Origin of the sequence: Candidatus Poriferisodalis sp., assembly GCF_965214215.1 — a bacterium.
Lineage (GTDB): Bacteria > Actinomycetota > Acidimicrobiia > Acidimicrobiales > Poriferisodalaceae > Poriferisodalis.
The window spans coordinates 1,524,261-1,542,491 of record NZ_CBDCBD010000003.1 but is presented as its reverse complement, the minus strand read 5'-3'; the positions used below and the strand labels follow the sequence as shown (position 1 = coordinate 1,542,491).

Below are 18,231 nucleotides of genomic sequence, written 5' to 3'. Positions count from 1 at the left end.
GGATTTGGGTGATCCGCGGCTGCGCCGTCCGTCCCGGGGGGACCCATGCAACTGGTGCCGTCCGTGAGGGCCGGCGCTGCCGCGAATCCTTCCTTTTCCACCCGCCGCGGCGGCAATCGCAGTCGACGCCGTGCCGTGTCAAGCCCGCGCGAGATGCAGGCCGCTGTCCCTCAGCAGATATGCGGGATATCGGCTGCGGGCACGGCTGTTGGGACCTCCGCGCGGCCTGACGCCCGATGCGGGTTGACGAGCCCGCATCGGTCTGATAGAAAACGAAGGAATACCGGTACGCATCGGGCATGGCAGACGAGAACCCGGTCGCCGGCGCGGTGACACCCGCCGTGTGCTACGGCCGGGTCAGCGCCGACCAGCAGCCCGAAACCTGAGCCAGCGACATGCCGGACTACAACGAACCTCCGACGCGACAAGCGGCCGCCGCTGCCGAGATTGCTCTCGGCGGCGACGGCCGCCTGTGTTGCTGATTCAGATGTTCAACGCCTGCCTAACGGCAGCCGCTGACTCTGATGCGGGGCCTGCCTAGCGGCAGCCGCCGTTGTCCTTGTCCCAGACGCAGTTGCCCGAAGCGCCGTTCACGTCAATGACGTTCGAGACGATCCAAGACTGCGAGGACGCGTCGTACTGGCTGAAGTCGGTGCCCTCGATCGGGAACGCATCGGCGTTGCCATTCATGGCGAACGTGATGCCGTCCAGGAAGATCGGGTGATGGATGTCGATCGCCCGCACCGCCAGGATGAAGTTGGTCCGAGTGACGCCGCCCGGCAGCTCAGCCGCGATACGCAGCGCCTCCACATACGGGTAGCCCAGCATGTAGCCGTTGCCGAACATCGAGATCGTCGGATCGAGATCATTGGCTTCAAGGCTCTCGATGATGAAGTCGATGAACGCATCGCTGCCGATGAGTGACGGGTCGGTGGTGTCTTTCACACCGCCGCCCACGATCAGCCAGCCGTCGCCGTCATCGCCGGCTGGAGCGATCCAGCTAGCCGGTGCCTTGCACACCGACGGCGTGAACGCTGCGGAAAGCTCTTCCTTCAGGCCGGATGCGGCAACCTCCTGAATGGCCAGCAGACACGCGTTGCCAGCGGTCATCGAGATGTAGACATCGGGATTGCCCGCAGCGATCGTGGTGACCTCGTTGGTGATCGTCGGTGCGGCCGGGTCGTGGCGCACCTTGACGAATTCCGACACCACGTCGGGGTTGTTGTGGGCGTATTCCTCGAAGCCCAGCTCATAGGCCAGGCCGAAGTCGTTGTCCATCACCAGGCCGGCCACCACCACAGGCAGCTCGTCGGCGAGGTTCTCCTTGATCCAGTTGCCCCACAGCACTGATTCAGTCGAGTACGACAGGATGCTGCCGGTGGTCCAAGGGTGCACCTCGGGATCACCCCAAGCCGGGTGACCCGTCCACACGAACGGCTGCGGGATGCACTCGGCGTTCAGCGTGTCGTACACCGCCAGCGTGTTCGGCGAACCCAGCGTGTGAATCGCGAAGACGTTGTCGTTCTCGATCAGCTCGTCGACGAACTCAATGGTCTGTGCGGCCACGTACGCGTCGTCGTAGGACTTCATGACCACGTTGCGACCGGCGATGCCGCCTTCGGCGTTCACATGCTCGAGGTAGGTCTGCCAGCCGAGACGGGCATTGCCGTACAGGGCCAGCGTGCCCGACTGCGGGCCCGTCTGGCCGATGCGGATCTCCGATTCGGTGATGCCTTCGGTGTTGGACCAGTCTCCGGGGCACTCGTTGAGGTCGATCATGAACCCTTCGGGCCCGTGCAGGATGTTGTCGTCATCGACGCCCCACTCACCGGACTCGAGGTGGGCCATGATCCGCTCGACGACCTTCGCGCGGCGGTACTCGGCCTCTTCGAAGATGCCTTCGATGGTAGAGCGGTCGAACTCCATCATGTCTGCATCGTCGGCCATGTCTTCGTCATCCGTGCCCTCGCCTTCGGAGGCCTGCTCGATGACGTCCTGGCTGAGGCCGCCGGCCTCTTCCTCGGGCTCGCCTTCGTCCATGTCCTCGTCGGCCATGTCCTCGTCGGCCATGTCCTCGTCTTCGGTCATGGCCTCGGTGGTCTGGGTCTCGCCAGCCTCGTCGTCGTCGTCGCCACCGCAAGCAGCCGCGACAAGCGAGAACGCGAAGAGCAGCGCCAGTAGGCGCAGAAGCCGATTCTTGGTTAGTTGCATGGGTCCCCTCCTGGGTGGAACAGCAGACACCGCGGCATCCCAAGCTGACAGCGAGCAGCCGTGGCGCCCGACTGTCCCCCGATGACCGCTGCGGCGGTGCGCGCGAGAGTAATCGCGCCGAGCAAGGCGTTCCCAGCCAAGGTGCAACGATTGCGTGACAATCGCTGTGCGAGCCCGGCCCGGCACGCCCGAGCAGTCCGGCGTAGCGTGTCGGCTCATGGAATGGGGAGTCACACTGCCGCATTTGGGTCGCGTCGGAAGCCGAGACGGGCTCATGGCGTTCGCTACCGAAGTCGACCAGCTCGGATTCGACTCGGGCTGGGCCTCGGATCATGTCTGCTGGCCAGCCGAGCTGGTGTCGAAGTATCCGTACTCCGACGACGGCTCGTTTCCGGCGCCGCCTAAGACGGGCTGGCTCGACCCGATCGGCACGCTGCTGTTCGTGGCCGCGGTCACCGAGAACCTGCGGCTGGGCTTCAGCGTGCTGATCCTGCCCTACCGGCCGCCGGTCGAGACAGCGAAGCGATTGGCGACCATCGACGTGCTGTCGAACGGCCGACTGATTCTGGGCGTGGGCGTGGGCTGGATGCGCGAGGAAGCCGAGGTGCTCGGCATGCCGTGGGACCGCCGGGGCAAGCGCTCCGACGAGCAGCTCGAGGTGTTCCACACGCTGTTCACCGAGGACAATCCGAGCTTCGACGGCGAGTTCTACTCGTTCCCCGCCGTTGGCTTCGAGCCCAAGCCGGTGCAAGACCCTGTGCCGGTGTGGGTGGGCGGCAATACCGCTGCTGCCTACCGGCGTGTCGCACAGCACGGGCACGGTTTCCACGCGGCATTCGAAACGCTCAACGAGGTTGCGTCGGGCTGGCGCCAGGTGGGCGAGGCCTGCGACGCCGCAGGCCGCGACCGCAGCGAGATCACCCTGTCGCTGCGCTACTACCTCGATCCGGCTTCGGCGATGAAGCCGGCGGTGTCGATTGCGGGCAGCACTGAGCAGATGATCGACAGCGTCGGCCGAGTCGCAGACGCCGGAGTGACACATTTCGTGGTCGACCCGGTGGCGCGCGGCGGCATCGAAGGCCGCCTCGACGCGCTGCGGGCCTTCATGGCCGACGTCGCCCCCCACTTCGCCTAGCGGCAGCCTTCGCCGCCGACTTCACCGAGAACCGACCGCACGGCATCGGGCCGAGTGAGACAGCGCTGCGCGTCAGAGGGTCGCGCCAAAGGGTGATGTGATCATGCACGGCGGCAGACTCACTGTGTGCTGTGGGGATCCTCGCTTGCCAAGTCGTACCCGCCACGGCGGCTGTTCGCCGATGTCAGCGTGCAGCTCGCTGCAGGCCGACGAGTCGCGCTGGTGGGCGGCAACGGGATCGGCAAGACGACCTTGCTGGAGATCCTGGCCGGCCTCAACGAGCCCGATGAGGGCGAGGTCCACCGCCAGAACGGGCTGACGCTCGGCTACCTGCCTCAAGAGCTCGACGAGATCACCGAGGGAACGGTGCTGGAGGCGACGCTGGCGGGTGCGAGCGACATCACGGCGATGACGGCCGAGCTGCGCTCGTTGGAGGCACGGCTGGCCGACGTCGGCGCTGCCGATCACGACGAGGTGCTGGCGCGTTACGGCGAGCTGGAGGCCCGCTTCCGCCAGGTCGGCGGCTACGGCTTCGAGGCGGAGGCTCACCGGGTGCTCGCCGGGCTGGGCTTCGCCGCTGACGACGCGCAGCGCCCGGTCGCGCAACTGTCGGGCGGCTGGCGGATGCGGGTTGCGCTGGCACAGCTCCTGCTGTCGAAGCCCGATGTGCTGCTAGCCGACGAGCCCACAAACCACCTCGATGTCGACTCGGTGGCCTGGCTGGAGGATCAGCTCGCCTCGTGGGAGGGCGGGCTGCTGTTCGTCAGCCACGACCGCGACTTCATCGATGCCGTCGCCAATCGGGTCATCGAGATGGACGGCACGAGTGCGTCTGAGCACATCGGCGGCTTCGCCGAGTTCGTCGTGGCCCGTGAGGAGCGGATTCTCGCAGCCGAGGCGGCAGCGGCACAGCAGGCCCGGCGGCGGGCGCATACCGAACGCTTCATCGAGCGCTTCCGCTACAAGGCCACCAAGGCCCGCCAGGTGCAGAGCCGGATCAAGGCGTTGGAGAAGATCGAGCCGGTGGCGGTGCCCACCCGCAAGGAGCTGGCGGCACGCTTCGGATTCGGCACGCCTCGACGGTCGTCACGGGTGGTCACCGAGCTGGTCGATGCATCGCTGGGTTACGCCGACGGCGACGCACCCGTGCTGGAAGGCGTCGGCCTGGTCATCGAACGCGGCACCAAGGTGGGCGTGGTCGGGCCCAACGGCGCCGGCAAGACGACGCTGCTGCGGGTGCTGCGGGGCGAGCTGGGCGTGCTCGGCGGTGAGCTGCACCGGGGCCGCAACGTCGACATGGCCACCTTCGAGCAGCATCTCGCCGAGGTCATGGACCCTCGCCGCACGGTGGTGGAGGAATTCACGGCATCGGTGGGCGATCAGCCGGGCCGCAACGTGCGCACCATGCTGGGCGGGTTCGGCTTTGCGGGCGATGCAGCCGACCGCAAGGTGGCCGATCTGTCAGGCGGCGAGCGGACGCGGTTGGCATTGGGGATGACCATGGCCAACCCGGTCAACCTGCTGGTGCTCGACGAGCCCACCAACCATCTCGACCTGCCGAGCTGCGACCTGCTGGAGGATGCGCTGTCGGTGTACCCGGGCACGGTGCTGCTGGTGACCCACGACCGTCACCTCATCCGCAGCGTGGCCGACTCGCTGATCGTGGTGCGCGACGGCACTGCCACCCTCCACCCCGGCGTCGACGAGGATCTGCTGCGACCCCCGGGGCTGAGCACGCGACGGACCGCTGGGGGCAGCACCGGCGGCCGGATCGCCGGGCGCCACGCCGATGCTGCCGCGGACGCACCCACATCTCGTGCGGCCGCGGCCAAGCGGCGCCGCGAGGGCGCCACCAAGCGGCAAGCCGCCCACGACGCGACGGCAGATCTTCGCCGGGCGCTGGCGGCCGCGGAACGAGCCTGGGAAGCCGCCGAACACCGTGTCGCCGAGTTGCAGGCGCTCCTCGGCGAGCCGGCTACCTACGAAGACCCGGAGCTCGCGCGGCAGGTGGCGCAGGACTACGGAACCGCCAAGTCTGAAGCCATGACCCACATGAGCGAATGCGAGTCACTGCAACGACGCATCGAGCGGGCTGCGGGCGGCGTCTGACGCGCTGACATCGGCCGGCTGGGGCCCGGGCGCCGACCCGATGTCGCTAGCCGCAACCGGCGGCAGGCGGGGTGACGGCCACGTGGTCGACGGCGACGGTTCCGGTGCTGCCGTCGGCATGCTGGTGGAAGGTGACCAGGCACGCCGTTCCGTTCGACGGTGTGCCCATGGGGGCGCCGGGGTACCAAGCGATGACCTCGCCGACGGACACGTCGGTGGTGACGTGCCAATGGCCGAGCGCTACGTAGTCGGCGGCGGTGGCTTCGATCTCTTCAGCGGCGATCGGCGAGGACCGGTGCGCGTCGTCGTCGGTGCGCTGGAAGTGCCCGTGCCCCGCGGCGATGAACCAGCCGTCGTCGGGGCGCGCCGGCACGCCCGCGAGGGGGCGATAGTCGGCATCGTGGGAGTCCATCGCCCGGCCCCACAGGGTCAGGTCGTGCTCGCCGAAGTGCAGGGTCGCGCCCAGCGGATCATCGAGGAAGATCACCCCGGCGCCGGTGACTTCGAGACGGTGCTCGTGGTCGGCGTGCGTGCCCCACAGGGTCCGTTCGTCGTGGACGTCGTGGTTGCCGGGGATGATGACCACCGAGGCGTCCACCCGGCCGAGCAGCTCCATGGTGTGCGCCACATCGGGGCGCCGCAGCCGAGCGTGGTCGAACAGGTCACCGGCGATCAGCAGCACGTCAGCTTGATGGGCGGCTGCGGTGTCGGCGAGGGCGTGGATGGGGCACTGGCACACGTCGCGGTGCGCTCCGTGCGGCCCGCGCACGTGGCCGATGTGGACATCGGAGGTGTGCAGGACGCGCAACGTGTGCCCTGCCCCCGGCATCTCGGTCTCAGCCAGCCCCGTCACCGCCAGACAGCTTGCCACGGCATGCCCAGCGACACTCCGGGCCGAAGCCTGGGCCCTGAAACTGGGCGTCAGACGACTGCCGGCTGGATGTCAACGCTGCGGCACCGCCGGTTCACAAGGGGTACATCGAAGTGTCACCTTCGGGCGGTACCTTCGACACGGTGCGGATCCTGGTGACCAACGACGACGGCATCTCCTCGGAGGGCCTGTACGTCCTTGCCAGCGCCATGACCGCTCACGGCGATGTGGTGGTGGTCGCACCAGACTCCGAATACTCCGGCGCCGGCGCAGCGATCGGACCCCTGCACCTGATGGATCCCCAAGTGCACAAGGTGCACTTCGAGGGAATCGAAGATGCTTGGACCGTGTCGGGAGCACCGGCGCTGTGCGTGATGTTCGCCCGTCTCGGCGCCTTCGGACCGATCGATCTGGTGGTGTCGGGGATCAACCCGGGCGCGAACGTCGGCAGATCGGTGTATCACTCCGGCACCGTCGGAGCGGTGCTGACAGGCCGCAACGGCAAGATCCCGGGGCTGGCCGTCAGCCAGACCGTCGAAGGGTTCGGCGTGGAGGGCCAAGGCTGGGAAGACGCCATCGCCGATCAGAAATGGCACTCGGCGGCCGAGGTCGCGAGCACGGTGCTGCAGGGTCTGCTCGCCGATGAGCATTCCGAAGCGTGGGCCGTGAATCTGAACGTTCCCAACTGCGAAGTCGCGGACATGAAGGGCTGGCGATTCACCGAAGTGGGCACCGTGCCGCCGCGTTCGATTACTTCGGTCAGCCTCGAGCCGCATCCCGACAACACCGAGGCATTCCGGGTGGCCATGCAGTGGGGCGATGCGGTCGACATGCCGGAGGACGTCGACACCGGTGCGGTCATGCACGACTTCGTCTCGGTGTCGTTCCTGTCACGCATCACCGCGCAAGAGCCGAAGGTCGAGACCAAGCTGACCGCCTGCCTCGACGGCCTGTTCTGAGCCGGCTGGATTTGCCGCGGGCCACCGGCTTGTCTGTGCAGGTTCGCGCCCTGCGGCGGCATTCCTGCACAGATTTCGGTCATCGCGCCGCGGGAGGCACCCAGACCGGAGACTTCAGGCGGCGAGGCGGCGAGCTACTCGATGGTTGCGCAGCAGCATCGCCACGGCGGCAATGCCAAGCACCACGGCCACCCACGCTCCCCAGTTCGCCAGATCGGCGTAGGAACGATGCTCGACTGCCAAGCCTGAGCTCACGCCGGCGGCTGCGCCGAGCGCGGTCATCAGCACGTCGGCGGTGGCTTGCACGCTGACGCGGCGCTCCACAGGAAACGACGCCGTCAGCATCGAGCTGGCGGCCACCACGCAGCAGCTCCAGCCGATGCCGATGAGGAAAAGCCCCGCCAGCAGACCGGTGGCGTGCGCGGCATCGGTGTTGGCGGCCATCACGGCGCCGACAGCGAGCACGAGCGAGCCGATCACGATGATGATCTGGCCCCCGACACGGTCCACGAGCCAGCCCACATAGGGCGAGAACGCAAACATGCCAGCGATGTGCAACGACAGCATGAAGCCGATGATCAGCGGGCTCTGGTCGCCGTTGGACATGTGGATCGGCGACACCGTCATGACGCCCACCATCACGGCTTGGGACAGCATCATCCCGATGAGGGCGATCGAGGCCACGGGATGGGCCAATATGCGACCAGCCTCGGCCAAGCTCGGCAGCTTGACGCTGGTTGAGCCGGCATCAGCTGCCACCACGTGCAGCGGATCGGGCCGCAGGCGGCGCCAGATGTTGAGGGCGCCGAGCCCGAACAGGCCCAGCGCCAGGGCGTAGGGCAGCGCGAAGCCGCTCAGCCCCTCGGTGTCGGCGAAGAAACTCTTGAGGCCGAGCGCGACCGTCGGTCCCAGGACTGAGCCGACCGTGCTCGCCCACAGCACCAGGCTGATCGAGCGGGCCCGGTTCTCGTCGGTGGCCAGATCGGCACCGGCGTAGCGGGCAGCCAGGTTGGCGGCCTGACCGGTGCCGATCAGCACCATGCCCAGCACCAGCACCGAGTAGCGGCCGACGAGCGCAGACAGCAGTGCCAGCGCGGCGCCGATGGCGCCGACGAAGTAGCCGGCGGAGAGCCCGGCGCGGCGGCCCCGGCGGGCCATCAGCGCTGCCAGCGGGATGCCTGCGAGCGTGCCGCCGATGCTGAGGCATACGGCGGCCAGCGAGGCCTTGGTCTCGCTGCCGGTCATCTGGTCGGCCAGCAAGGTGGACGCCGAGAACGACGCAGTCATGGCCAAGCCGCCGGGGATCACCCCGAGCTGCAGCACCCCGATGGTGCGGCGTGCCAGTTCGTCGCGTTCGGGCGAACCGGGGAGGTAGGCGGCTCCCCCATCGCCCGCCGACAAACTCTGCACCATCGCTCTAGCCTCCCGGCCCAAGTCCCCGCGTTGGCGTGCGGGTTACCCGCGGGGCCGACTGAGCACGCTACAGCGGGCCGCTGCGGCGTGTCGGGATGAACCGTCGAAAGGGGTGCAACATGCGCGACATCACCGGAAGCGTGGCGATGATCAGCGGTGCGAATCGCGGCATCGGCGCGGCCATTGCCGCTGCTCTGCATGCTGATGGCTGGACGTTGTCGCTGGGGGCGCGAGATGTGGCTTCCCTCGAAGCCTCAGCGGCTCGATACCGCACCGATGTCGCCGGCGGTGGCGGTCACGAGGAGCGCAGCGATGCCGCTGGCCCGAGCGGTGAAAGGCCAGCCGTCACGCTGCACCGCTACGACGCCGACGACGACGGTGCCGCCGAGCGCTGGACCTCCGAGACGATCGAGGCACACGGCCGAATCGACTGTCTTGTGAACAACGCAGGTGTCGCCTATCCCGATGATTTCGAAGAACTCACCGAGGACATGCTCGACGAGATGTGGGAGGTCAATGCCAAAGGGCCGTTCCGCATGATCCGCGCCACGCTCGACCACCTCCGCAGCTGCGGCGAGGGCCGCATCGTGAACGTGATCTCGATGTCGGGCAAGCGTGTGCGCGGCACCTTCGCGCCCGGCTACGCCATGAGCAAGCACGCCGCGATGGCCCTGCACCACTCGGTGCGGCACCTCACGTTTCCCGACGGCATCCGTTGCACGGCCGTGTGCCCGGGCTACGTGCAGACCGACATGACCGCGGACTTCGGTGTGGACCCCTCGATCATGATCCAAGCCGAGGATCTGGCCCAGACCCTGGCCACGATCCTGCGGCTTCCGAACACCGCGTCGGTGGCCGAGCTGCTCGTCACCACCGAGCCCGAGACCATCGCCTGAGGCGCAGCAGCCGTCGAATTGTGCGGCAGACTTCGTTCCAGAGCGTGGTACCGTGACCCTGCGGATCCGACAAGTGAGGCGGGTCGTTGCGCTGGCCTGTCACTTTTGTGACGGCAACCCGCCTCACGGATCACACTACGTACGGGCTGCGCCGCACGAGGTACGAATTTTGCCGCATCTGTGACGCGGAGTCAGCGGGCGGCGAGGCGGCGGCGGCGTTCCTTGATGCGGTCGGTGGCGGCATCGCTGCCGTCATGCCAGGTGCCCAACCACTTGTCCATGGGCACCAGCGTGGTGCCGTAGTTGCAGTCGAAGAACCGGTGGTGGAGCGTGTGAAACCGGTCGCCGCCGGCCACGGTTCGCCCGCCTGCAATCACATAGCGGTCAAAACCCGAGTGCGACGGTGCCGGCGACAGCAGCAAGTAGGTGGTGGTCAGCGTGACGAGGTACGGGTTTGCCGGGATCACCAGGAACAGCAGCGGCGCCGAGAAGTACAGCACGTGCTCGAGCGGGTGCATCGAAACGCCGGACCACGGCCCGATATTCACGTTGTGGTGGTGCAGCGAATGAGCCCAGCGGTACAGGTGCTTGGTGTGCAGCAGCCGGTGGTTGGCGTAGAAGTGCACCGAGATCAGCGGGAACACCGCCACCGTCAGCGCGGCGGTGTACGCAACGGCGGCAAGACCGCCGCCTGCGGGCACGGTCCAGATGAGGTCGTTGGCGTACAGCCACAGCATCACCGACTCGTACAGCGCTGCGATGGCACACGCACTGACCAGCGACCAGAACACGTTGTCTCGGGTCTGGTTGCGGAACAGGAACGGGCGGCGGCCGACCGACAGCCACCGTTCGTCGTACTTGTGCTGGGTGCCCTGGCCGCGCCGGATGTACAGCCACCAGTGCAAACCGCCGACAATCGCCACCATGAGCGCGACGTTGCGCAGGTAGATCAGCCCGATCGCCCAGATGGCCGGGGTCGCGAATCGGTCGAGCGCAGGAGTGAGCCAGAGCCAGGCCGCCACACCCACGGCGATCCACAGTCCGTTCTGCCACCAGAAGAACTTGGTGACCGCCCAGCGCGCCATCGCGAACGGGCGAGGCGGCCGTTCATACAGCGGCGGGAGCGTCACCTCCCCGATCCCCACGACTCGAAGTGTAACTCTGCATGCACAGGTGTTCGGCAATCGACACCGGTGCCCCAGCAGCGGTCCGTGGCGCGTCTCGCGCATCAGTGCTGTCCTGAAGCTGCGCGAGGCACCTAGCGTCGATCCGATGAGCGGCGCGCCCGGATCGGAGTCGTCGAAGCCCATCTGGCGGCGTTGGATTCGCGACCATCGGCAGCCGGTATCTGCCGCGGCTGCGGCCGCCGTCGCCGCAGGTCTTCACGCGTTCATCTCCGAATTCGATGAACGGTCACGATCCGATGCCAGGCGCCCTGTTCCTGCAGGTGCCGGCCTGATCCTCTTCTACCGGGCGATGCCCGGCGAGCTGTCGCTTGACGGGTTGGCGGATTCGGTGGGCTGGCAGCGCTTCGCGGTCACGCGCACTCCCCCGGACGGCCCGCTGACGTTGCATCCGGCAATCGGCGCGATGGAACAGCATCGCTACGGCTTCGCGCAGCCCATCGCCGAGGCGTTCGAGCTGCAGCCTCGCCACATCTCGCTCGCGCTCGTGCCCGGCGTGGCCTTCGATCGGCGCGGCACCCGGCTCGGTCATGGCGCGGGCTACTACGACGAGTTGCTGGCGCGACTGCCCGCCGACTGCCCCCGCATCGGCGTGGCCCCCGACGAGCTCATCTTCGATCGGTTGCCGGCGGCGCCCCACGACGTGCCGATGACCCATCTGGCCACCCCCGACGGCGTCGTCGCTCTCGCCCCCGGCTCCAACTGACGGCGAGCCCGACCGACTTCGGTGCGTTGCCGACCCTTGCGCTGCCACCGATCCCGGAATCTCAAGATCAGGGACTCTTGGCTGGCTCGCTGACTGAGGCAGTTCGCGGCCTGACCAGGGCGGCGCGGGCCGCTTCGATGACCGGGCGACGGTGGCAGCCCTCGATGTGGTCGTTGACGATGCCTGACGCCTGCATGAGGGCATAGCAAGTGGTGGGGCCGACGAAGCGCCAGCCGAGTTTCCGCAGTGCCTTGCTGAGCGCCGTCGACTCGGGTGTCGTGGGCATTGAGGTCAGCGCCTCGTAGTCGATGACTGCGGGCCGATCGGCGGGATCTGGCTCGAACGACCAGAAGAAGGCCGCCAAGCTGCCGTGCACCTCGACGGTGTCGAGCGCGGCGCGTGCGTTGTTGATGGTCGCCTCGATCTTGCCGCGGTGTCGCACGATGCCGGCGTCGCCGAGCAATCGCTCGACGTCCGGGTCGCCGAACCGGGCCACGGCCTCGAAGTTGAACCCATTGAACGCCGCGCGGAAGTTGTCGCGCTTGCGCAGGATCGTCAGCCACGACAACCCGGATTGGAAGCCCTCGAGGCACATCTTTTCGTAGAGGCGAGTGTCGGCAACCACCGGCATGCCCCACTCGGTGTCGTGGTACGCCTCGTAGTCGTCGTGGCCCTCACCCCACCAGCACGCCAGCGCACCGTCTGCCCGCTGCCTCATCCCGGGCGGCTGGTTCATGCGTTGCTGGCGGCGGCGACGGCTTCGGCGATGGCGTCGTTGGTGGGCGTCGGGCCGTAGAACATCATCGTCGTGCGGTCGGCGAAGGTGTTGCGCTGGGCGACCTGGGCGCCCACCTGCGATGGCGTGCCGGACACGACGATGAGGTCGAGCAGTTCGTCGTCGATGAGGTCGGTCATCTCTCGCCAGTTGCCCTGCTTGGACAGCGTGTTCAGGCGCGGCTGCAGGTCGTCGTAGCCGTGGTGGTCGAGCGCTCCTGCGTACGCCGGCGTCGATCCGTAGAAGGCGAGCTGGCCTGCGGCCGACTTGCGAGCTTTGGCTACCTGCTCGTCGTTCTCGCCCATCGCGACGATGGTCAGGCACGCAACGGTGACATCGCCGACGTCACGCTCGGCAGATTCCGCTCCCGCAGCCAGCGCTGGCAGCGTCACATCGGTCATGAATTGCGCCGTGTGGAACGGGTGGACGAAGAATCCGTCGGCGGCGGCACCGATCACCTCGACCATGCGCGGGCCGACACCGGCCACGTAGATCGCCGGCGGTGCCATGCCGAGCGGGCCCGGATTGAAGAACGGGGTCATCAAGGTGTGGGTGTAGAACTCGCCGCGGTGGTTGAGGCGCTCGCCTGTCTCGAAGGTGTGCCAGATGGCCCGCACCGCCTCGATGTATTCGCGCATTCGCTCTGCGGGGCGCGACCACTGTTCGCTGAAGCGCTTGGTGATGTGAGGCCGGATCTGGGTGCCGAGCCCCAGGATGAACCGGCCGCCGCTCATGGCGTGCAGGTCCCACGACGTGACGGCGCAGGTCATCGGGTTGCGGGCGAATGCGACCGCGATCGCGGTGCCGAGCTCGATGCTCTCGGTGCGCTCCGATGCCAAGGCCAGCGGCAGGAACGGATCGTGGGATGCCTCAAATGTCCATGCCGCGGAGAGGCCCATCTCCTCGAACTGTGCTGCTTCATCTGCGCAGCCCCCCGGTGTCGAGGCCGTTGTCGCCCCGTCGATGCGGTGCTGTGTCGTTGTGCTGTTCATCGGCTGGATCTCCCGTCGTGTGTGGCGCTCTCAGGCTGAGACACCCGAGCAACTCAGTGCATATTGCCGTATGGGACGTTCGTAGGCTGCGGCGTCGTGCGGCATCGGCCCGATCGGCTCTATCTGCTGACAGGGTTCGTGCAGGGTCTGGCCTTCGCGTGGGGTCTGCCGGCGATGGTGTGGTGGGTGGTCGATCTTCGGCTGTCACCGTTCCGGCTCGCCGTGCTGGGCACTGCGCTGGTGCTGACGATTCTCGTGTCCGAGACCCCGACCGGCGTGATCGCAGACCTCTACAGCCGCAAGTACTCCGTCGTGGCCGCGTATGTGGTGATGGGCGCGGCGATGGCGCTGGGCCCGGTGACCGAGTTATTTGGCGTGCTGTTGGTGTGGCAGGTGCTGTGGGGCATCGGCTGGACGCTGCAGAGCGGTGCCGCCACGGCTTGGATGACCGACGAGTTGGCGTTCGTCGACCGGTCTCACCGCATCGGGGCGCTGCCGCCAGTGGGTGCCGGGCCGGCGCCGCACCATCCCGCGGCGACCAGCGGCGAGGGCGCAGCCGGCAACGACCGCGGCGACGACAGCGACAGCTACAGCAACACTGGCCGGCACGACCGGGTCGCTGACCAGCTCATCGTGCGCCATGCCATGTGGCGCTCCATAGGTGTGATGGTCGGACTCGCCGCGGCCACAGCCATGGGCGCTTGGTCGATTCGAGGATCGATGGCTGCGATGGGAGTGTTGGCTTTCGCAGCGGCCGGGTACCTGGCGATCACCATGCCTGAAGCCGGTTTCGATTCTCCCAGGCGGCGACGCATGACGAGCGGCGCTCCCAGCATGCAGCGCGACAGTGCCTGGCGGGATGCGGTCACGTTGTGGAAGCGGGGCGCGCGCCTCGTCCGGCGAAGTCCTTCGCTGCTCGCCGTGACGGTCTCTGCGGCGATCGCCGGTGGAGCATGGGAGGCCAATGATCGGCTCTCCGCTCTGCGTCTGTTCGATCTCGGCCTCACCCAGTTCGACGGTCGGGAGGCGGTGCTGTTCTTTGGCACGGCCTGGTTCGTGATGTCCGCGCTGGCGATCCCGATGATGATGTGGCTCCACCGCCATCTCGAACGCTCAGAGGCCGACGAAGCAAGCGCCCGCCGTGATGCATACCTGCTCGCGCGGTTCTTGGTCGTTGCCAGTGCGGGCGCTCTCGCATTGGCGATGAGTCCGTGGTTCGCTGTTGCTCTTGTCGGCTGGGCCGTTCTCGATGTGGCCGGCGAGACGGCGTACTCGCTGGCAGAGGCGATGGCGAACCGTCATGCTTCCTCGTCGGTGCGCGCGACCGTCATGTCGTTCTTCGGCCAATCCCAAGCCGTCGGGGAGGTCTCGATCGGCTTGGGGTTGGGTGTCGTGGCCCAAGTGGTGTCGCTGCCGGTGGCACTGGCAATCGCCGCAGCACTGTTCGCCGCCTCGGCCGCGCCTGTAGCCCTTGTCGCCAGCCGCGCCGCAGCCGCTACAGAGCGATCCTGAGTGCTGCGCCGCGCCGAACGGCGTGAGGAGCTGAGCAAGCGCGCGCCCCAGCGGGCGCGCTCAGCAGTGACGGCTCAGCCGCCTCCCATCTCAGACATGGCGGCTTCGGAGCGGCGGGCCATTTCGTCGGGGTCGACATCTTCGATGTGGGTCGAGAGGTTCCAGCGATGGCCCCACGGGTCCTCGATCATGCCGGAGCGGTCGCCGTAGAACTGGTCCACGATGGGCCGTACCTCGGTGGCACCGGCTGCGAGTGCGGCCGCAAACGTGGCGTCGACATCTTCCACGTACACGCTCATCTGTACGGGCGAGCCGCCGTAGTGCCTGGGCGAGTGGAACTCCATCTCGGGGAATTCGTCGGCCACCATGATGAGCGAGTCGCCCAGTGCCAGCTCGGAGTGGCCGATCCTGCCGCCCATGTCGATCCGCATCCGTTCGGTCATGCCGAGGATGCTCGTGTAGAAGTCGATGGCATCGGCGGCACCGTCGACGCTCATCGCCACCGAGATTCGCGGGTAGTCGTCGGGGATGGGCTGAACCATTGTGGGGAACTCCTTGGTAGGCGCAGCCCGACGGTCGCAGCGAAGCGTCCGACTTTGCGACCCCCTGGCCAGCGACTGCACCACGATGCTACGCGCCTCGCTCACCAGCCGAATGCTCGGCCCGAACAGCCCATGAGCGGCCACGGCGACCGCGGCTTCGCACGACGGCTCAGACGAGCAGTACTTCGACGGCCTGCGCTACCGCCGCTTCGGCGCGAGCCTCCAAGCCCACGCCATCGGCACTCGCGATGGGATGCTCGATGACGGTGAAGGGGTGCTCGGGCACGCCCTGGACGCGGGCCATCAGCTCTGCCGCGTCCACGAAGGCGCTGGTCATCACGCTGACCGCGGGCACGCCGACCCGTTCGGCTGCGACGGCGTCGTGCAGACTGCACGACGAGCAGCTGCCTCAGTCGCCGACACCGGCCAGCACAGCATCCCAGCCCATCGCCTCGGCCAGCAGCTCATGCTGCGCGGGGGCGCTGTAGTTGAGCTTGATGCGTCGGATCACCTTGGCCACCCCGTGCCAGTCGCGAAGCAGGCGCTCGACATGGTCGAAAAACGGCTTGGTGTTCTCCTTGCCGTTGGAGATGACGCCGATGGTGGTGCCCTTGAGGGTGGCGAGCCGAGCCGGTGCTGCGAATCCTTCAGGATCCTGCTCGTGGGTCGGGTTGAGTACTTCCACGTCAACTGTCCTCAAGCGGCATCGTGCGGTGCCGGCAACCGCATGGCTACATGCTGCCACGAACCCTATGGCGCGAAGCCCCTATTGGGTACGGGGCGGTGCATGTCGGCTGTGCGCTCAGCGCACCTCGCAGTCGACGCAAGCACCGACTGCGACCGTGGCCGCGTGACTGCGAGTGCCGAGCCAGGGCGGGATCACTGCCGCGAAACCACCCGCCGGACCCCCGGCCGCAACGACCAGCAGGTCTTCGGGTGCCTCGAGTGCGGGGTACTCGCGCTCGGCACGGTCCTTGACCACTGATCCTTTGCCGACGGAAGCCCAATCGCCCCGGCGCACCCGTGCTCGCTCGAAGACACAGTTCGCGATGTCGTCCTTCGTCCAGCCGGCCGCATCGAAGTGTGTTCGCAGCTGCGGCGGCAGCACGACCACGTAGTTGCCGGGCCAGATGGAGTAGTTGAGCTGGTTGGCACGGATCTCCGCGGCGACGGTCTCGCACAGCTCGGTGGGTTCGGTCGTCCATTCGTTCATCACCTGGCGGGGCGCCATCGAGGCCACTGCAGTCACCGACGACACCTGAGCTCGCTCGGCGGGCGTGGTGCCGAGCCGCTGGTCGCCCAGCGACACCCAACCGGTTGCTTCCTCGTCTTCTGCGATGCAGTAGCCGAGCTTGCCCGGATGGCCCAGCGTCGAACGATCGATGCCGCCTGGCTTGACATCGAGCACGTTCGCCAGCACGAGTCTCACGGCGCGGGCGATGACGGCCCGTGACCGATCAGCTCCCCCGAGCACGCTGAAGGTGGCGTCCATGGCCAGCTCGCGCCGGATGGGTCCGTTGACGATCAACAGCACCGCACAGCCACCGGTCGACGCCGTCGGTCCGTGCAGGCCGAATTCGGGCTGCAGCATGGCGGTGAGCGCGGTGACGACGACTGGGAAGTGCGGGGGCAGGCAGCCGGCCATCACGGAGTTGACGGCGGCCTTTTCCGCGGTGATCGAGCGGGCTCGGACGGGCTCGATGCCGATGAGATGCTCTGGCGGGAGCATCGCCCAATCCAAGCAGGCCGCAACGGCCTCGGCCGTCGGCGGCACCACGGGCAGACCGTCGGTCCAACCGCGCGAGTGGTAGGCCTCCTGTGCGTCGGCGAGGTCGTCGACGTCGATGCGGCCCGAGCTCAGCTGCATGGGCGCGGCTGCATGGCCAGGGTCAACCGAGCGAGGGGTGCCAGCCACACCGCTCGCCGACGGTCGTGCTCCGCCCGCTCGCTGCGTTCAGGAGCGGCGCACTGAGCGAAAGACCTGTGCCGAGTGCGCCTACGTTGCATTCGCTCGCGGATGCCGCGCTAGCTGCGCTCGAGCAGCCCACCGAGCAAGCCGCGAGAATCATCGGACTGGGGGCCCACTGCGTTCGCCAGCACACGCGACGCCAAGCGCGAGAACGGCAGCGACTGCAGCCACACCCAACCGGTGCCCGACACCGTGGCCAGAAACAGGCCTTCACCGCCAAAGAACATCGACTTGAGGTTGCCCGCCCGCTCGATGGAGTACTGCAGCGACGGCTGCATCGCCACCAGGCAGCCGGTGTCGAGCCGGACGGTCTGGTTGTTCAGTTGAATGGCCTGGATCGATCCGCCAGCGTGGAGGAAGGCCATGCCGTCGCCTGACAAGCGTTGGAGGATGAAGCCTTCTCCGCCGAATATCCCGGTACCGATGCCGCGCTGGAATGCGATGTCGAGCTGGGTGCCCATGGCTGCACACAGGAAGGCGTCGCGCTGAGCGATGATCTCGCCGCCGAACTTCGCCAGATCGACCGGAATGATCTTGCCTGGGTACCCCGCAGCGAATGCCGCTTTGGCCTTACCGCCGGCACCCGTGTTCGTGAAATGGGTGAGAAACAGCCCTTCCCCCGTGAGCGCCCGCTTGCCTGCCGACTTGAGCTTGCCCCACAGTCCGGCATCGGGCTGGGAGCCGTCGCCCATGACCGATTCGAACGTGATGCCGTCTTCGAGGAACATCATCGTGCCTGCTTCGCCGATGACCGTCTCGCCGGGGTCCAACTCGACTTCGACGAACTGCATGTCGTCGCCGAACACCTCGTAATCGACTTCGTGGCTTCGCATTGTGGAACTCTCCGGGATTCGGGCGCCAACTGATCGCAGCGGCTCTCGTGGCCAACCGTACCCGTCGGCAACCAGCCCGCAGGGACGCCTGCTGCCAGACCTATGACGAGGTCACTGGCACGAT

The 18,231-nt window shown here is 67.4% G+C and carries 16 protein-coding genes; 6 read left to right on the top strand and 10 right to left on the bottom strand.

The features are described 5' to 3' along the window. Positions 1–537 precede the first annotated feature (537 nt). Positions 538–2,211: an ABC transporter substrate-binding protein gene (locus ACOOF5_RS09395; RefSeq protein WP_420438465.1), complete on the bottom strand. Its 1,674-nt coding sequence runs from the start codon at positions 2,209–2,211 to the stop codon at positions 538–540. A gap of 217 nt (positions 2,212–2,428) precedes the next feature. Between ACOOF5_RS09395 and ACOOF5_RS09390 the strand changes: the two genes are divergently transcribed. Next, positions 2,429–3,346 (top strand): LLM class F420-dependent oxidoreductase, encoded by a 918-nt coding sequence (locus ACOOF5_RS09390; protein WP_420438463.1) that lies wholly within the window; start codon positions 2,429–2,431, stop codon positions 3,344–3,346. A 126-nt stretch (positions 3,347–3,472) separates the two neighbouring features. Continuing rightward, positions 3,473–5,455, top strand: coding sequence for an ABC-F family ATP-binding cassette domain-containing protein (locus ACOOF5_RS09385; RefSeq protein ID WP_420438461.1), 1,983 nt, complete (start codon positions 3,473–3,475; stop codon positions 5,453–5,455). Positions 5,456–5,501: 46 nt separating this feature from the next. On the opposite strand, the gene ACOOF5_RS09380 is transcribed toward ACOOF5_RS09385, so the two are convergent. Next, positions 5,502–6,308 (bottom strand): metallophosphoesterase family protein, encoded by an 807-nt coding sequence (locus ACOOF5_RS09380; RefSeq protein WP_420438459.1) that lies wholly within the window; start codon positions 6,306–6,308, stop codon positions 5,502–5,504. A gap of 161 nt (positions 6,309–6,469) precedes the next feature. Between ACOOF5_RS09380 and surE the strand changes: the two genes are divergently transcribed. After that, positions 6,470–7,285, top strand: coding sequence for a 5'/3'-nucleotidase SurE (gene surE / locus ACOOF5_RS09375; protein WP_420438457.1), 816 nt, complete (start codon positions 6,470–6,472; stop codon positions 7,283–7,285). A gap of 114 nt (positions 7,286–7,399) precedes the next feature. Here surE and ACOOF5_RS09370 read toward each other — a convergent pair whose 3' ends face one another. Beyond that, complete coding sequence (locus tag ACOOF5_RS09370) at positions 7,400–8,698, bottom strand: MFS transporter (RefSeq protein WP_420438455.1); 1,299 nt, start codon at positions 8,696–8,698, stop codon at positions 7,400–7,402. Positions 8,699–8,817: 119 nt separating this feature from the next. Here ACOOF5_RS09370 and ACOOF5_RS09365 point away from each other — a divergent pair, with 119 nt between their 5' ends. Next, entirely contained in the window at positions 8,818–9,594 is a 777-nt protein-coding gene (locus tag ACOOF5_RS09365; RefSeq protein WP_420438453.1) for an SDR family NAD(P)-dependent oxidoreductase, read from the top strand. Between the two features lie 191 nt (positions 9,595–9,785). Here the strand turns inward: ACOOF5_RS09365 and ACOOF5_RS09360 are convergent, their stop codons facing one another. Next, a complete protein-coding gene (locus tag ACOOF5_RS09360) occupies positions 9,786–10,739 on the bottom strand; it encodes a sterol desaturase family protein (RefSeq protein ID WP_420438451.1) in 954 nt (317 codons plus the stop codon). Positions 10,740–10,866: 127 nt separating this feature from the next. On the opposite strand from ACOOF5_RS09360, the gene ACOOF5_RS09355 reads away from it, so the two are divergent. Beyond that, positions 10,867–11,484: a 5-formyltetrahydrofolate cyclo-ligase gene (locus ACOOF5_RS09355; protein WP_420438449.1), complete on the top strand. Its 618-nt coding sequence runs from the start codon at positions 10,867–10,869 to the stop codon at positions 11,482–11,484. A gap of 67 nt (positions 11,485–11,551) precedes the next feature. Here ACOOF5_RS09355 and ACOOF5_RS09350 read toward each other — a convergent pair whose 3' ends face one another. Together ACOOF5_RS09350 and ACOOF5_RS09345 are read right to left on the bottom strand one after the other, a co-directional pair. Next, on the bottom strand, positions 11,552–12,220 hold the full coding sequence (locus ACOOF5_RS09350; protein ID WP_420438447.1) for a DNA-3-methyladenine glycosylase I: 669 nt from the start codon (positions 12,218–12,220) through the stop codon (positions 11,552–11,554). Beyond that, positions 12,217–13,251, bottom strand: a complete 1,035-nt coding sequence (locus tag ACOOF5_RS09345; protein WP_420438445.1) for a TIGR03617 family F420-dependent LLM class oxidoreductase — start codon at positions 13,249–13,251, stop codon at positions 12,217–12,219. Before ACOOF5_RS09345 ends, ACOOF5_RS09350 begins: the two co-directional genes overlap by 4 nt. Before the next feature lie 96 nt (positions 13,252–13,347). Here ACOOF5_RS09345 and ACOOF5_RS09340 point away from each other — a divergent pair, with 96 nt between their 5' ends. Beyond that, on the top strand, positions 13,348–14,763 hold the full coding sequence (locus ACOOF5_RS09340; RefSeq protein ID WP_420438443.1) for a hypothetical protein: 1,416 nt from the start codon (positions 13,348–13,350) through the stop codon (positions 14,761–14,763). A 74-nt stretch (positions 14,764–14,837) separates the two neighbouring features. Here ACOOF5_RS09340 and ACOOF5_RS09335 read toward each other — a convergent pair whose 3' ends face one another. The 4 genes from ACOOF5_RS09335 to ACOOF5_RS09320 all read right to left on the bottom strand — a co-directional run bounded on the left by ACOOF5_RS09335 (position 14,838) and on the right by ACOOF5_RS09320 (position 18,107). Next, positions 14,838–15,305, bottom strand: a complete 468-nt coding sequence (locus ACOOF5_RS09335) for a VOC family protein (RefSeq protein WP_420438441.1) — start codon at positions 15,303–15,305, stop codon at positions 14,838–14,840. 169 nt (positions 15,306–15,474) lie between these two features. After that, positions 15,475–15,990 carry a UGSC family (seleno)protein gene (locus tag ACOOF5_RS09330; protein ID WP_420440939.1) on the bottom strand — a complete coding sequence of 172 codons (516 nt, stop codon included), beginning with the start codon at positions 15,988–15,990 and terminating at the stop codon, positions 15,475–15,477. A 117-nt stretch (positions 15,991–16,107) separates the two neighbouring features. Then, a complete protein-coding gene (locus tag ACOOF5_RS09325) occupies positions 16,108–17,172 on the bottom strand; it encodes a hypothetical protein (protein ID WP_420438439.1) in 1,065 nt (354 codons plus the stop codon). A gap of 158 nt (positions 17,173–17,330) precedes the next feature. Further along, complete coding sequence (locus tag ACOOF5_RS09320; protein ID WP_420438437.1) at positions 17,331–18,107, bottom strand: TIGR00266 family protein; 777 nt, start codon at positions 18,105–18,107, stop codon at positions 17,331–17,333. Positions 18,108–18,231 lie beyond the last annotated feature (124 nt).